This window comes from Stygiolobus sp. RP850M (assembly GCF_037389295.1).
Classification (GTDB): Archaea; Thermoproteota; Thermoprotei_A; order Sulfolobales; family Sulfolobaceae; genus Stygiolobus.
Genome location: NZ_JBBHKU010000067.1, coordinates 11984 through 28204, shown reverse-complemented (window position 1 = coordinate 28204; position 16221 = coordinate 11984). Strand labels below are relative to the sequence as shown.

The window sequence follows — 16221 nt, the reverse complement described above, 5'->3', positions numbered from 1 at the left end:
ATAAGATAGTATACAAAGGGATTGTAACGATGATATAAAGTATTAATTGGTATTTGTAACGTATAGTTTTGTTCATAAAAATTGATACTATTATTGTACACTAATTCCAAGCAAATATAGAGCGTTTTAGGTAGTGGATTTCCAATATAAATTTCAACGGATTCAAAAACCATTTCTCCCGGTTTTACGGTTCCGAGTTGAAGTGCGATTGGCGATACGTAACCCGGGGGATTGTATGAATATAGAAGTAAGTATGAGTCATGAGCAGGTTCTGTCCCTATATTTTTTATTCCTATTAATAAGTATAGCGTGTTTGGATTATTAGAGAGAAATACATTATAATTTGTTAATATAAGATTAGCTGTATATGTAAGATTAGCTGTATATATGTTTATACCACTACATTCTGTAATAGTAAAGTTATAGGCTCTAAATTTAACATATACCAAATATTCTCTGCTTTCATTTACCGTATGATATAATTTAAGCAAAAACGAGCCCTTCGCACCAATCTCGCTCACTGTATAATTATACTCTAGATTGTTATATAGATCTTTAAATGTAACGTTAACGTTATTTATAGTAATGTTTAAATTGTTTATTATCTCTAAGTAAGTTATGTTATTTTTATATATTATATTAAATGATAATCTAGGTGTGTTCAGTACTGGAATACTAAAACTACTAAGATTATAAGTAGTTTGATTATTGGTTAGTAAGATAAGATTTAGTCTTACTAAATTAGTGGTAAAATTAGTTATATTTATAGGTAAGAAAATCTTAATCACTCTACCTGAACTCCAATTTTGTATGAAAAATGAATTTATTATATTATTGTCTTTGCTTATTAATAGCCATGATGAGTTAAATGGTATTCCTAAGGAATTATTAAGATATAAAATTAGATAATTAGGACCAGGTTCCAGATAATTCGGATTAGATGACAATAAGTTATAATACTTTAATAGTGGGCTCGACATGTTGTATAATATTATAAAATTTAATGTTGTATTGTAGTGTTCTAATGTATTGTATGGGGTATAATAAGTTAAGAATATTGGTAACTTATATTGGAATTGATTATCAGGTAAAATTAAGATAGGTAAGTTTAATGTGTAATCTGATTGAATGATAGGTATATAAACAGTTTGTCCATCTGCATATAAGTGTACGTTTTTCATTGGACTTTTACCCTCGTTCACTATGGTTATAGGAACATCATTTAAGCCTATATGAATAAAAGAGGTATTAGAGATAACTTTAACTCCTATTTCACCTAAATAGGGTAAGCTGAATTTTATTGGCGTAACTTGCTGTAGTAAAGAACCATTATACAAGGATAAGAACCAGATTAAAGTGCCTTGAAAATTAAGTTTAGAACCTAAGTGAAAACTACTGCTTATTGTAACGCTAAAATTATATGATATGTAATTTTGATAAGCTATAGGGAAATAATTAATTATGTAAGAACCACCGCTCGAATTATATACTCCTTTAGGTAAAGAAATAACTAACTTAAGGGCAAAGGGTTCAGCCTCAAATGATGGAGCCGTAAAGAATATTCTTATATTTATTATTCCACAACCTTGAGTATTCGGAGGGGATGCCCACGATGAAAGGAAAATTGATGAAACCGAAGGGGTCGTCCCGCTATCAGAAGAATGTGAATTTATAATACTAAGATTTAGAACTGTTAAAGTAACAAGAGTAACTAATATTATTCTAAGAATGTCAATATATCTTTCAAAGCTCATACTATTTCTTCTCAAAAAGACAATTAAAAGTAATTATATATAAAGCTTCATAGCTAATACTATTTGTCAGGAGAAAAAATAAAAGTAATTACATATAAAGCTTTTGTTTACGAATGATATTATTGAATGTGTTAAATTCGATATTTAAGAATAAAAATATGCTAATAATACATGGATTTGTTCAGCTTACATTAACCTATTTAGACTGATTAAATTAATCTACTATTAATAATTTCCTTAAATTACTAGTAATTAGAATAACTAATTAGCCTAAGTCAGTTCAATAAACATAGTGTATAATATATATAATTAAAATAAAGTTATAAGATTAATGTAATTTCCTGGTTTAAAGTATTAGGAGTAGGTAACTAGTTAGATATTTAGCAAGATAACTAAGAGAATTGGAAAGATGGTTTTTCTATTTTTAGGTAGGATGAAGGAAAAAGATTTTTATATCCATTTCGGTTAGTATTAGCACAATAATGCTATTTGAGTTATTGGAGCTAGTTTATATGCTATTTACTCATGAATTTATATATTGGCCGTTTCATTTAATGATATTTCTTATTATAGGATATACAATAAGAGGATTTCTAGCTAAAAGATACAAACCTTACAAAGAAGGATTAAGTAGGGATCAAGTTAAGGTCAGTGTAGTAATTCCAGAGTACAAAGAAGAGTTATCTATACTAGAAAAGGCAATAAGAAGTGCAATCTATAATAAGCCAGACGAAATTATAATAGTTTGTGATGATGGTAGAAAAGAAGAGGAACAATTAATTAAAAAACTGCAACAAGAGTACCCAAGTATCAGAATATCTCTCATTTCTCACGGTAAAAAATTAGGAAAAAGAGGTGCTCTAGCATTGGGATGGCTAGTAGCTACTGGAGATATAATAGTCCAATTAGATAGTGACACCATTATGGAACCTAATACAATTGATGAAATTATAAAACCATTTGCTGATCCTAAAGTGGCTGGTGTACAAGGACATCCACTATTATTTAACACTGGCAGTAGAGTGTCCTACGTGATGGGACAAATAATAGAACTAGCAAGGGATGTAGTATGCAAAATGTTGAATGGATTCTTGGTTGTAATAGACGGAAAAATTGCTGCGTATAGAAGAGACTTTCTTATCAAAAATATAAAAAACTTACTATTAGAATCGTGGGGAAATAGTAAAATAATATTAGCAGATGATAGAGCGTTAACATATTTTGCTAATGAACAAGGTTACAAAACAGTATATCAATCTACTGCAATTGCTAGATCTGCCGCAGAGCCTACTTTGTATAAGTTTATTACCCAGCAACTGAGATGGGCTAGAAGTGGTTATTTGTATCTTATCAAAGACATAAAAACTGGATTGTTTTTTAAAGCTCCAAGAAGATATAGATTTCAAGAGATAACTTACTTGTTATCGCCAGTATCTTTTACAGCAGCCCTAATTCAAACGTTATTCCTTAATGTGCAAGTAGTAAACATATTAGATGAAAGCATTCTGCTAAGTACTGGACTAAATATTCCTGTCTTTTTACTATCATTAATGATTTTTTTAATAGGGTTAGGTTTTAATTTTGCCCTTGCAATAGAATTAATGAAGCTAGATAAAGAAGAAATTAAAAAATTAAGAATAAAATTCATCGACATTGTAATTCTAGGTTTAATTGGATTATTCATAATATATCCCATGACACTATATGCTATGTTAACATATAGAAACGTCACAGATTGGTTAACTAGGTGATATAAAATGGAAGAAGAACCACTTAGATTACCTATAGAATTAAAATCTATAAAAAATAAGTTAAGATATACTTATCGATATAAAAAATGTAAATTCTGTGGACATAAAAATCCTCATAATTACATTTATTGTGAAAAATGTTCTAGGCCACTAACTACTGAACAGGAAATAATTAAGGAATGGTTGATACAAAAATATCTATTACTACTCCTTGAAAAAATAAGTGATCATCCTGATATAGTAGCCACAAGAAGAAAAAGTAAAATAGGTAAAGTGGAGTTTGATTATATCATCGAGTTAGCAGATAATAGTAAAATCCTGCTATATGTAGTACAAGAGGAAAAAAAGATAGTAGATATAATAAATGAAGTAATAGATTATAACCAGATTAACAAAGAAAAAATAAGGCTAGTATTTCTACTATTATTAAACCAGAGCGGACCAAATAATTCAATAATTCCTAACGTAGACGATAAAATCATTAATGATGCTAAAAACTATAACATAGAAATAATTTTTTTTGATGAATTCCTTTAGAGAGAATAACCCCTTGCATAGTATAAATTAAGATTATTAGCATGATATTACCTATGTTAAGCAGTGAAGCTTCAAATACTAAACTACCGTTTCATATATTACGCTTGGATCAAGAACATTAATTTTTATGAGACCGGCCAAAACTAAAGAGAAATTTTGAGAATATTAAATTATACCTTTAAAAGTATTAAACTGAACTGTTAGGAGCAGGGGAACTATTTGTGAAGTGCTAAGAGGCGAATAAGCTATTATATTTATTTTAGTGCTCTAATTAGGGAGCAATTGATCTACTGTGAACTGGTTTTCTGAAATAGTCAGCAATTAATGCCGATATTATAAACGTCCTTACTAAAAAAGCTCTAAAAAGCGATGTTAACAGCCTTAAGGAGATCATCAAGTTCCTCAAGGGATACAACACGCCTATTGCAAAATTCGATATTTACTCTATAATCTACCAATTACAATGAATAATATAATTAATTTAGTGAATGAGTGCAGAACTAGTGGGGTAAATGTTGTAAGATCGGTTTACCAGTACCCGTATATCACTACGATTATGAAGAAATGCAAAGGCATTTGAGAATTAAGTTGGAGAGGAAGAACGGATTTTACTTATTACCTAGATCTTGTAAGTTTCAAAAGGACTGGATGCGTAGTATAAACTCATTTAAACCTTACGCTTGTTTAAGCTATCCGTTTGCTGCAGAGGACGAACAAATAGAAGTTATAAAAACTATGACGGTAACGGTGTACCAGATTTCCAAGTTCCAGAGTTCTGTTTAGCCGGAACAAAATATAATAATGTAAACTATACAATCTCCAACTTATTAGTAAAGATATATACAAATCCGGATTTGGATCCATTGATTAGTCTAAATTAATACCACTAACCCGTAAGAATGTGAAGAGAAAAATTTTTATCTTAGAATAAACAATTTACTCAATATTTATAGAAATTACTTTGGTAGAGTGAAGTGTGGTTTAAATCTAACTAGAAGTTACTTCTTAGGCAACTTTAACGTTCAAAATTTAACTAATAAGTAAAAGTTAATTTTATTTTATAATAGTAAATTATTTACAAGAGGAAAATTTCAAGCCGAACAATAGGATTTCAAACTATTAACTTTATTGCTTAATTTATAACTACGTAAAATCTAAATAATCTAATAATGACCACTATGCTATGCGTGTGAGCTTGGAATGGTTTCCGTTCGTGATAGGAATTTTCGCCTTATCTCTTATCTCATGGATGAACTCAATATTATTTAATAACGTGCTACTTTTCGAAATAGGGAAAGTAATATACTTTCTTGCTATTTTTGCCTTTTTATCGATCCTAATACTATGGGTTAAGGGTTATATCGAGAACAGACAATCTATACAAGAAGACCTAAAAAACCTTACACGCATAGCACTTTCAGCATTTCTAGGAGTAATCCTTTTCATCATCGGTGCCTTTTTTACGGTCTATATAGGAGTTAACGCGAACACGGCTTATGTCTTGCTAATCCTATATTTTATAGGTTACTCGGAAGTCTTCGCGGTGAACGTATTCACCGGGTATATATTATTTACTCGGACCTTAAGGCAAGAAGACTTGAACTACACCATTTTAGTTCCTTCTTTAGCTCTCTCTGCTAATGTTTTACTTAGTGCACGTCTTCTCCCACCTCATCTTCCTTACATATCCTTATTCTATACTAAGGTGGTTTATTTCATTATGTTAATAAGTTTTGGAATAGCATTCTTTCAATTTATGTTTTTAGGTTCAATTGCACTAGTTTCTCACTTAACATTTAAAGGACATCCTTCCGTGGTAATGATCCCAGTGGGTGCATCAAGTATCTTAGCAATGAATATTCTTACTTTCCCTTCTTATAATTTCCTAGACTTCTTATATTTCCCTGAAAAAGTATCTATTACACTTGGTATTATTCTGTTCGGATTTGAACTGTGGAATTTAACAGTAGGGTTAATAATAGCAATATCTAGAAGAAATTTGAAACCTAACCTGGCTGTATGGGCTTATATTTTTCCTTTAGCTATCTCCTCATTTTCTGATTTTCTTTTATATCAATTGACCTCTATTACCTTTTTTAAATACTTAGAATTAACACTCTCTATAGTTATAGTTCTATTCTATATATATTCTATGAGAATAACTTTTTTAATAATAAAAAGAAGAGAAAATGCACGTTGATCTAATACCGTTATTTATAAACTCCATTTATATTAATACGATAACAGAGTCATAGAAGTTAAAAGCTTGATTTGCCAATTCGAAAGAGATTCTAAGTTTTCAAATTCTGCCTTCCACTATATTCTTAGTAGAATGTGATATGAGATAGCTGAGATAAGAATTATTATACCGCAAATTACCCATAGCAGATGAAATCCAAGAGCTGAAATTACTATTGAAGCTATTATAGGTGCTACTATCCCACTACTTTGCCAGAAAAAGTTAGCGAAACCTGATATGCTTCCTGCGTTCTTATCGTCTATTAACGATACTGCACTAGAATTGGCAGGAGTGATCACAAATCTGACAGACCCCATCAAAGTCGTGATCATCATTACTTGAATCTCCGATATGAAGTAGGCTAAGGATATAGTCAACATTCCGTAAATACACTCTAATATAGTAAGTGTACTCTTAACTCCTATATTCCTTATTATGTAACCAGCTATCACTGTAGATGGAATTCCAGCAAAGGCTAACAATGAATAGGCGAAACCAGCAATATATGCATTCAACCCTATGTCAAGAAAATACTTATACGCATACAACGTTATTATCCAATACGACAAGAAGAAGAGAAAGCCGGAAAAACTTACAGTAATTACATCTCTGTTTCTGACAACTGTGAGTATACCACCATTATTCTTAAACTCAACTTTTACGTCCAACGGTAAATAGGACAGTGCTATTAAAAACGAGACCAAAGCGATCAAGTAGTAAGCAAACCTCCATCCGATATTTAGGCTAATGAAAGGTAGGATAAGCCCTAACAACACAATAGAAAGGGCCACGCCAAGCTGTAATATCCTATAACAACGGGTAGTTCTCCTCTTGAAAAGGACGCTGACAGTACTTTAATCGTCGTAGGATGTATCCAACCAGCACTTAATCCCATAAGAATACTAGCTACATACTCTTCAGATATATTAGTAGATACCCCCCAACAATAGAGAGGCAGCACTCAGTCCTGCTAGAGAAGCTAAGGCAACAGTCCTTGGATATCTATTACTTGCAACCCCTGTAGGAACTTGTACTATTACGTAGCCAAGAAAAAATTAGGGAGAAGATTAAACTATCCTCTACTGGTGTAGGCTTTAATGAAGAGTACACTGAGACGATGCTCCACGCAATTCTCGAGAAATAGCTGAGGAAAAAGGACGTTGAGGTAATAAAAATAACCAGTAATTTTTTCATATGATTGTGACCGTAACGAGGACTAAAATTAATTACTGAACTTTTTTATTAAATCCCAAAGGGGATCTTATCATAGTTTATCGGCTTTCTTAAGTCCTTAGCTTTTCGTTTTAGTCGATATGATAAACACCACAAATTCACATTTTCAGTAAATCTATAGTAACTACTTACTTGATGGGACTCCATAACCACGTAAATCCAAGATCCTAATTTCTCTTTCAAACTCTTCGAGTATTTTACCAGGTAATGGCAAAATGCCCAATTTCTTAATTATTACACTAGGCAATAAAGTACCTAGCCTACCAATGTCTGCTTCAAAGGTTGAAATTAGGGAGACTCTAGTCTTACTCTCACCTAAAGAATCGACTTTAAAACTTATTTTATAAATTAAGTTACCTGCATAAATTACGTAAGTAGGAAGACCTTTATCCGACTTTGGTCCTTCAACTCTCACAGCTAGAGATCTTTTAAAGGTGCTCCCTAAGACGTCCTTTTTAGTAGGTATTAGTAAGAGAAACTTATCATTATTATCTAGACTAGCAAGGTTTAACATTCGCATGAAGAAATCCCTATTTGAAATCATGGAGTAAACAATACTTCTTGGAAGGTTAATGTCTATAACATTCGACTTAGTTAAACTATGTGTCCTCCTGCTCTTAATGTGTTTCTTAAACTCATTTAAGGTTTCAAATGTCGTGTTACAGCATTCGTACATATTTTTTCTATCTAATGTGTATTTTTAAAAATTCTCATTAAAAATTATTTAACACATATACAGCGACATTAGACTAATAAAGATAGGTTCTAAATACTACTAATCAAAAAAAAAAATAAATATAGATTTTACAAAATTGTTTCTTTATTTAGAGAACAAGGTAGATGCTAGGGATGATTCGGTAACACCTACCTCGAATTTTAAGGGATATGAAAACATTTTACATTTATTGAACGGATATATTTCATCAAATGTTTAATTCTTAATGAATAGAATTTACATCAATATCTTATAATTTATGTTATTCTTTGCGTAAACATTTACCAAGTTTAACGGTAGATTAGCTTAATAACTTGTCTATTAAGAAATATAATAGACCCGTATGGCTAAGAAAGAGAAGAAGGCACAAGGTCAAGGCCAATCAGGTCAGTCTGGTAGCCAAAAGAAATAATGAGATCACAGATTTAATTATTATCTCAAGGTAAACTTTTTTTATAACTTCAATTTTCGTAAAATCTTTTAGTTAGAAGATTGAAAATCATTCAACTAGATAGCGTGAGAAATCTAAAGAGTTTATCATTATTATTAAAAACAATTTCAAATTATTCATGAACTCACGATATTAAATTGAATTATTAAAAGAAGTTTTAAACTAAAGGTATTAAAATGTTTTAGTGTATAACTTGAGTCATAAGATGAATAACTTTTGAAAAAATGTTTTAAAAATTAGCTATTTACTTCTTGGAAGACCTTGTGATGAGGCCTACCTTCAATTATACTCTTTCCGTAATTTACAGTCTCTCTATAAGCTTGACTATCTATGAATTTTCTAAAGGCCTCGAGACTATCCCATTCACTGTATATCAGGTATTCGGAAGGATTATCAACACTCTTGTAAAGCCTAGCACCTTTGAAACCTTGGAATGACTTCAAGTACTCATTAACATGCTTAAACGTCTCTTCGAACTCTTTCTCGTGACCGCTTTTAACTTTATAATAAAAACCTACGTTAATCATTTTTCTCACTCCTCCGGTTCTACGGGCTTTTTATAAACTACGTAATGGTACAGCGAGAACTCCTCACCCGCTATTAAGAATAGCAATCCTAGATCCACGCCAAATAAGTTAGAGTAATAGCCAGTAGCCGGTATACTCCACATATCCGCAGCTATAATTATTGCGATTACCAAGAGGATCAACATTATTACTTGGGCCAAGTTCTTCTTCACGGCTAATCTAGATTCATCAGCAGATAATGACGCCTTCTCTACCGACCCGCTCTCAGTCCTTGCTACGTAGGGGCTTAACATCTTTCCTAATGTCACGAACATGGAGCCAAATAGTCCCACCAGTATTACGTCCGCTACACTTGGTGAGGACATAACTTCAAAGATCGAACCCACGAAGAGTAATGTAATCGCCACGAACCCCAGCATTGTGAAAGGATTAGCCAGTGCTTTAGAGTTCAACCTCGGATTGGATGGAATCAGTAATATCCCAACAGCACTGATAACAGCTGGTGGTAGGTAAGCTTCGAATACCTCGTTCCACGTTACCGGCACTCCGGGAGCTAAGTCCCCCCATAGGCTAGTCTGTATCAGAAATACCATCATTACCACACCTATCCAAGTAAATAACTTTCTCTTAAGCGGATGTAATTCATCGCTTCTATCTATAAAGGGAACTATTAGCAAGTATATCAATGGAATAAACACTCCTATTACTATGTCTATTGTTAACGAAGCCGGGAAGTCTGCTATCTTGTACATAAATAGGAAGAACCATGGTGGATAAGTGGTCACTGAAGCAGCTGCTGGACTGTTAGGCGGTGGAGCAGGCTTAGGATTTAGGAAGGGATTTGCTATCTGTGGTAATCCGTTTACGTAAACCAGTAAGTCCGGTATAATTAGTATAAATCCCCAAGTCATAAATACTAACGACATCATATATATGAAGTTTCTGGGCCACCACGGGTTAAACTTTGACCATTGAGCCTTTGGGTACACAGCTGGAGCTTTGTCTTTTACTTTTCTTGACGGCATCATTCCGTATTGAATATCTGCTAGGAAGAAGTGAACTACAAAGAGTAGACCGATTAATGCAACTAGGATTATGTGGAGTGCTAAGACTCTGCTATAATCACCAGCGGAATAGTTCCCGAAGAATATAGGAACAAGTGAGCCTAAGCCGATTCCAGAGAGAATACCTGCTCCAACATCTACTGCACTGGTAGCTAGTACATCACCTATAAGGCTATAACCTAGGAAGGATGTCCCCAACGTTAAAGATAACATCAATACTCCTAAAATCCAAACCAACTCTCTAGGCTTCTTATAAGCTCCAACGAAGTAATTTCTGAACATGTGAACATAAGCTAGTATAATCATGGCATAAGCTCCGTACAAATGACTGTAAAGAACAACTGAGCCATAAGGTACTTGGTTGATAACTGTTTGAGTTGCTTGATAACCGGCTTCAGGGTTGTAATAGAGTAAAAGTATTAATCCTGAGATTACAGTGTAGAAAAACGCTCCCGCTACGAGAGCTCCTAACCAGTCCCCTACGTGATACATATAGTCTGGAGTTCTAAAAAAAGGGAGATCATCCATATTTATTCTTTCTTTAAACCAATTTCTCACACGTTCGAACACAAACCCTCACCTCATGAGAACGGATTAGATTCACTTATACTAGTCTTATCACCTACTGAAGAACCGAATTGTGACTCATCAAGATCAGTTGAGGGATCATTAGACGGAACTCCATTACTTCCTGCAGGATATACAGGCACACCAACGTAACCTACGGCGTACAAATAGTCTGTTGAACTATCCCATTCCAAAATTACAGCTGGCAGGGGTCTCACAGTTGGGCCAGTTAGTACAGCAGCACCGTGGTATGGATCAAAAGTAGAGCCGTGACAATCGCAGTGAATAATTGCAGGTAAATTCTCCTTCTGTGCAGCTTGAACTGCCTCAACTGTTAAAGTATTAGGCTCCGGTGCATTTACTTGAGATATGTTGACGTATTTAGGAGGATAGAAATGTATATATGGAGGCTCACAGCCTAAATGCTGGCAAATCGCACTATATGCTACAATCGACTTATTAGGACCTACCCCACCTGGGAACTGGTATTTATCCCCGGTTTGAGGTACTAAAACTGTAGTTGGTGGAACTTCAACTGGATTACCATTCTTATCCCCCAAGTTTAAAAGGAAGTTTATCTCGTTCTGGAGAGGATATGAGAAGAGCATTATTATTGGACTATTAACGGGTATTGATGATGCCTTTATCGGATTTCCTGAAGAGTCAACTATTAGTGTTTTGGGAAATCCTGAGACAGACTGAACGGGTGGAACCAGGACTCTTAGCCCTGGAATTATTCCGGCAACTACCGCAGCAGAAACCCCAATTAAAATCCCTTGTAAAAATCTCCTTCTTTTCTCGTCAACGGGCCCTACATTCTTGTCTATGAAGTTAAAGAGATAATCTTCTCCCTTTTTGGCGAATTCCTTCTCATCGAATTTGTGTATCCTGAAAGCTCGTGCTATTTTCTTGAGATACAAATAGTCAGCATAGGAAAGCCCGCCTTTAACTTCCTTTCCGAGCCTGAATTTAAGGGGAATGTCACTTCACCTCTTTAAATTATATCTTCTTATCGACACGATATAATCTTTAATCGTTGGACTGATTTCACCCTTAACATTCATAAAGTAGAAGCCGATCAACGGGAACACCATATACAATAATAGATGGAACCCAGTAATCCCTAGAAAGACCGTGGTAACTATCATGTAAAAACCTAAGCCAGTATACAGATCCACGTAATATCCTAGAGCTAAAGACAAGAACATCGCTAGGGCATAGAGCAATACCATTGCAGGAATGTTATCGGGGTTGTTTAGGCTTATTCCATAAACAGCTGGGAATACCATAGCGAAAATAATCTCCATAAACCTGTTTTTAAGGACTAAGAAGTAAAGAGGCAAATATAGCAACAACCCTGGTACTCCTACCGCCAGAGATATCAGTAGGCGTTTAGGTCTCCATTTATAAAAGAGCAATGAAAAACCAGAGATCACTAAGAGTGCTAGTAACGTTAAGAAGCTGGTATCAATAAAGGTGTGGAAAAAGTCTTCACTTATCCCTTCTATCTCACCGAACTCAACTACAGCTAGGACAGGGATTAATAGCCACCTCTTACTTCTGTAGAGGTACTCGATACCCAGTGCTGAACCACCGACGAAGACGAAGATTTCTAAGAAATCCCACCATAGGGATACGTTGTAGTTAGGGATTAATGACAAGAAAAGGGAGAGAACCAAGACCAGACCTATTGCTTGAGCTAGCTTTTCTTTCGATAATAAAGTGAGTATTCCTAACGAAATAGTGGAAAGATAAATGCCCAATAGACCCAGTTTAAACATAAACTCCTCGAATGGGATTGTGATGGGTAAGTAAGAAATCGGAGTAATGAATTGATACATTGAAAGAAAAATTATACCAAGTAAAAATAAGGTATAAATAAACGTTGGACTTGAGTTTATTATCTATCATTTCCTAAACACCACGTAAATGACTATAACCGCAAGTACTGCGATTATCGTACCTACTATTGTGACTATTGCTGATGGGGAAGATAGCAGACTCGGCGCTGCACTGGAAGTTGTTGAGGTAGGTGGTGAGTTCACTAACGTTAGTTGCAGGAAGCTGGGAGTTATCGACTTATCGAATAGTGTCTCTCCTAACTTACCCTGCCATACCGCAAACGCTACATAATAAGTTTTATCTGTTGTAATATTAACCATCCAAGGCATATATCCGCTGGGTACGGCCATAGGTCTTGCGAACTCCACACACCAGTAGCCGCTTTGGTATTTAGCACCGGTCCAAATGAAGAATAGGGAACCGTTTACCTCTGCACTATTGCTTGTGACCGGAGTATACCAGATTCCGCCAGTATCTACTTCATATAAGTTTGTATTGTTAGTATATAATGGTACAGCAAATCCGTGATCCCCTTGATCAGTGTAAGGAATTCCAGTACCATTAAGAAACGTTAAATTCTCCCATATGTTAGCCTTAAATGCCGGATCATAAGTAGAATTATTCCATGTGGCGCCAGATACCCACATCCATATATTTGCAGCTCCACCTTGTTGTACTAATGACCCGCCAGCATTCTTAAATGTGAACCCGTCGAAAACCTCTCCTGGTTGCTCTCCTCCTAAGTTCATACCATCCTTAGTCGGAACGTTATTCCCCAAATACCACATCATGGCAACTCTATCAGGGTAATAACATGAAGAATTTGTATAATATCCATAAAACATGCCATAAGTATATAATAAATCCTCTATACCTCTAAGGGAGCCATAGTATAGTATAGTCCCATTTGATAATACTGAGATCTGTGTGCCATTAGGGGCTGGTAAAAGTACCCCAGAAAGGTTAAACACAATTCTTCCAGTCTCCTCTTTTCCGTTAATAATTGAAACATAATTCGTGTAATTGGACTCTAAGGCATATTTTGTTCCAGGTGTCAATTCTATTATATCATTAACGCCAGGGCCTGAAGCGTATGGATATACACCGGCCAAAGATGCAGACCACGCACCGAATGCAGGCTCTGGGGCATACCACTTAACGAGCACGAAAATCCACGTACCATTCCATGCGGACTTCACTAAAATATAATGTGTAAGGCCTGACGTAGGAGCATTAGGAATATTAGCCGTTAATGATATGTTTTCCCAAGGTATTTGGTTCCAGTAGCTCGCAGTTCCGGGGTTAGAGAGATCACCAGTCCCAGTAACTCTATACACTGTTATTTGAGAAGACGTCTGTGCTATTGGGATAGTTACACTGAATATTGATAGATACAAAGAAGTAAGAAATACTACTGCGGGGACTAAATATAGTACGAATTTTCTTCCCTTCATAATTATATCTTGCAAGGCTGAAATCAAAAGTATTAAACGTTGGACTCATGATCTGATCAAGCGTTCTAATATGCAGTACGAATGTTCGACTTAGTGAGATGTGAATGTAAAGAAAAAGAAATTTTTACAAAAATGCGTGTCTGGGAACGATTAGCCTGATGGTGGAAAGGTACTCAGATAACTTACTATGTCTTCCCCCTATTTCTTAAACGACCTCGCACTCCAATACCCTTTTGATATAGCTTTACCTATTGAAGGCTGTTCTCTTCTTATATCCCTAATTATTACTTCTACTTTGTCAGGTTTCTCAAACCTAACTCCTAACTCCTTGTATTTCTCTCTAAGTAAGTAGGCTCTATTTCTGTCTAGACCCTTATATATATTATCAGTTACGTATACCTCGTTATACTTGACCCATTCGAATACATAGTCTTGATAAGCGTACACGTTGGAGTCAACAAGAATCCTGACTCCTTTATATTGCGTAAACTTCGGTTGCGACTCAGTGGGAATCATGACCAAATCTGCATCCTCTGTAGTAGAAGATAACCTAACCTTGACTCCTAGTCTTTTCAATTCCCTTTCGTAATATTGAAGAATTCTACCGAACTCCATCTTTTTATAAGGGTCTCTATACTCGTTCACCTCCCCACCCAGTTTATCGCTTATTTCATAAAGCTCGACCTCGAAACCTCTCAGGGACAAAACTCTTGAAGCCTCAAGTCCTGCTAACCCCCCGCCTACTACCCTCACAAGTCCTTCTCCTTTCTCCATAGGAGGTAAAATTTCCCAACCTAATTCTGGGTTTACATCACAACGAACCTCTCTTGTAGAAAGTAACCTGCACAGTTGATTACATCTTATACAATACCTAATGGGCTTCCCCTCTTTTACCTTTACCACCCAATCTGGGTCTGCGAGGATCTGTCTCCCTAAGACCACAGCGTCGGCTATTTCCAATACCTTGTCTGCTTCTTCAACAGTCGTAACAGATCCTACGAGGAATAAGGGTAAGTCCTTAACGTAATCTCTTATTATCCTAGCTTCCTCTAAGTAGCTCGGTCTCTTATAGTAAAAGCTTGAAGACCCGCCAAGTGGTCCATCCCTCCCAGCCGATATATGAACATAATCTAACTTGTCTTTGACCCTGCTTATAACCTTGCCTACAAGATCTGGAGTCAGTCCTAAAGGGTCGAATTCTGTAGCAGATATTCTTAACCCTACTGGAATGCTGACTACCCTTCTAATCTCGGTAAGAATTTCCTCTAGAAAGAGAACACCGTCCCTATACTCGTCGTCTCTCTTGTTTGTTGCTGGAGAGAGGAATTGTGCTATCAAATAACCGTGAGCACCATGCAGTTCAATACCGTCAAACCCACTTTTCTCGGCCCTCTCTGAAGCTTTAACGAAGTCATCTATAACCCTATTTATATCGTCCTTCGTCATTACCTTAACGGGCTCTATCAAAGGAATATCTGAAGGTGCTATAACTTCATTCCCCCATATTAAGTTCCTCCTCGTTTTTCTTCCTACATGAACTAACTGGACGAATATCTTGGAGCCAACATTATGCACTGCCTCTGTCAGCCTTGCGAACTTTGGGATAAGTTCGTCATGATATAAACCTAATTGATTAGGAGAACCTCTGGCGTCCATCTTGTTAACGTAAGTGTACTCTGTAATCATTAGACCTACGCTTATCCTCCTCACAAAATAAGCGATCATTTCTTCACTGGGATAACCTTCTGGTGTAGCCAGATTTGTTATCATAGGAGCCATTACTACTCTGTTGTTTAAGGTGACATCACGCACTCTCAACGGTTCTAATATCTTCATAGAATGATTTTAGGCTCATTACAATTAAAGTTGATTCAACATGATTAAGTAAATCTAGTTGCAAATCAAACGATAAATGTGAGAATAAAAATCAAAGCGTTTTAAAATGCAGTAACAAATTAAACAGAAATAATTTCTTACCCTTCATGAATGAATAGTATATGTGAAAATATGTCATTTCTAATCATACTTTTTGCATTTAAGCGATAATTATTACACACTTCATTATATATACTATATACAACTATATA

Annotated in this window: 14 protein-coding genes; 4 read left to right on the top strand and 10 right to left on the bottom strand. The window is 35.1% G+C overall.

Features of this window, described 5'->3' with window-relative positions:
- On the bottom strand, window positions 1–1754 hold a 1754-nt coding region (locus WIW52_RS08655), incomplete at its 3' end, for a hypothetical protein (RefSeq protein WP_337709929.1).
- A 482-nt stretch (window positions 1755–2236) separates the two neighbouring features.
- Here WIW52_RS08655 and WIW52_RS08650 point away from each other — a divergent pair.
- The 4 genes from WIW52_RS08650 to WIW52_RS08635 all read left to right on the top strand — a co-directional run bounded on the left by WIW52_RS08650 (window position 2237) and on the right by WIW52_RS08635 (window position 6242).
- Window positions 2237–3505, top strand: coding sequence for a glycosyltransferase (locus WIW52_RS08650; RefSeq protein WP_337709928.1), 1269 nt, complete (start codon window positions 2237–2239; stop codon window positions 3503–3505).
- Between the two features lie 6 nt (window positions 3506–3511).
- A complete protein-coding gene (locus WIW52_RS08645) occupies window positions 3512–4042 on the top strand; it encodes a zinc ribbon domain-containing protein (RefSeq protein ID WP_337709927.1) in 531 nt (176 codons plus the stop codon).
- 576 nt (window positions 4043–4618) lie between these two features.
- Window positions 4619–4825, top strand: a complete 207-nt coding sequence (locus WIW52_RS08640) for a hypothetical protein (RefSeq protein WP_337709926.1) — start codon at window positions 4619–4621, stop codon at window positions 4823–4825.
- A 406-nt stretch (window positions 4826–5231) separates the two neighbouring features.
- Window positions 5232–6242 (top strand): hypothetical protein, encoded by a 1011-nt coding sequence (locus WIW52_RS08635; protein WP_337709925.1) that lies wholly within the window; start codon window positions 5232–5234, stop codon window positions 6240–6242.
- A gap of 116 nt (window positions 6243–6358) precedes the next feature.
- On the opposite strand, the gene WIW52_RS08630 is transcribed toward WIW52_RS08635, so the two are convergent.
- The 9 genes from WIW52_RS08630 to WIW52_RS08590 form a co-directional block, all read right to left on the bottom strand.
- Window positions 6359–7057 carry an MFS transporter gene (locus WIW52_RS08630; RefSeq protein ID WP_337709924.1) on the bottom strand — a complete coding sequence of 233 codons (699 nt, stop codon included), beginning with the start codon at window positions 7055–7057 and terminating at the stop codon, window positions 6359–6361.
- On the bottom strand, window positions 7048–7242 hold the full coding sequence (locus tag WIW52_RS08625) for a hypothetical protein (RefSeq protein ID WP_337709923.1): 195 nt from the start codon (window positions 7240–7242) through the stop codon (window positions 7048–7050). Before WIW52_RS08625 ends, WIW52_RS08630 begins: the two co-directional genes overlap by 10 nt.
- Before the next feature lie 396 nt (window positions 7243–7638).
- Window positions 7639–8190 (bottom strand): hypothetical protein, encoded by a 552-nt coding sequence (locus tag WIW52_RS08620; RefSeq protein ID WP_337709921.1) that lies wholly within the window; start codon window positions 8188–8190, stop codon window positions 7639–7641.
- Window positions 8191–8916: 726 nt separating this feature from the next.
- Window positions 8917–9207 carry an antibiotic biosynthesis monooxygenase family protein gene (locus WIW52_RS08615; protein WP_337709920.1) on the bottom strand — a complete coding sequence of 97 codons (291 nt, stop codon included), beginning with the start codon at window positions 9205–9207 and terminating at the stop codon, window positions 8917–8919.
- Between the two features lie 5 nt (window positions 9208–9212).
- A complete protein-coding gene (gene soxC, locus WIW52_RS08610) occupies window positions 9213–10841 on the bottom strand; it encodes a proton pump complex cytochrome B SoxC (protein WP_337709919.1) in 1629 nt (542 codons plus the stop codon).
- A gap of 11 nt (window positions 10842–10852) precedes the next feature.
- Window positions 10853–11818: a Rieske iron-sulfur protein SoxL2 gene (locus WIW52_RS08605; protein WP_443295641.1), complete on the bottom strand. Its 966-nt coding sequence runs from the start codon at window positions 11816–11818 to the stop codon at window positions 10853–10855.
- A gap of 6 nt (window positions 11819–11824) precedes the next feature.
- Window positions 11825–12679 carry a cytochrome b558/566 subunit B gene (locus tag WIW52_RS08600; RefSeq protein WP_337709917.1) on the bottom strand — a complete coding sequence of 285 codons (855 nt, stop codon included), beginning with the start codon at window positions 12677–12679 and terminating at the stop codon, window positions 11825–11827.
- A gap of 66 nt (window positions 12680–12745) precedes the next feature.
- Entirely contained in the window at window positions 12746–14134 is a 1389-nt protein-coding gene (gene cbsA / locus WIW52_RS08595; RefSeq protein ID WP_337709915.1) for a cytochrome b558/566 subunit A, read from the bottom strand.
- A 198-nt stretch (window positions 14135–14332) separates the two neighbouring features.
- Window positions 14333–15970 (bottom strand): oxidoreductase, encoded by a 1638-nt coding sequence (locus WIW52_RS08590; RefSeq protein ID WP_337709914.1) that lies wholly within the window; start codon window positions 15968–15970, stop codon window positions 14333–14335.
- Window positions 15971–16221: the final 251 nt, after the last annotated feature.

Coding starts and splice junctions, on each gene's coding strand:
- WIW52_RS08650 (WP_337709928.1), top strand. CDS start 2,237: ATGCTATTTGAGTTATTGGAGCTAGTTTATATGCTATTTACTCATGAA.
- WIW52_RS08645 (WP_337709927.1), top strand. CDS start 3,512: ATGGAAGAAGAACCACTTAGATTACCTATAGAATTAAAATCTATAAAA.
- WIW52_RS08620 (WP_337709921.1), bottom strand. CDS start 8,190: ATGTACGAATGCTGTAACACGACATTTGAAACCTTAAATGAGTTTAAG.
- WIW52_RS08615 (WP_337709920.1), bottom strand. CDS start 9,207: ATGATTAACGTAGGTTTTTATTATAAAGTTAAAAGCGGTCACGAGAAA.
- WIW52_RS08600 (WP_337709917.1), bottom strand. CDS start 12,679: ATGTATCAATTCATTACTCCGATTTCTTACTTACCCATCACAATCCCA.
- cbsA (WP_337709915.1), bottom strand. CDS start 14,134: ATGAAGGGAAGAAAATTCGTACTATATTTAGTCCCCGCAGTAGTATTT.
- WIW52_RS08590 (WP_337709914.1), bottom strand. CDS start 15,970: ATGAAGATATTAGAACCGTTGAGAGTGCGTGATGTCACCTTAAACAAC.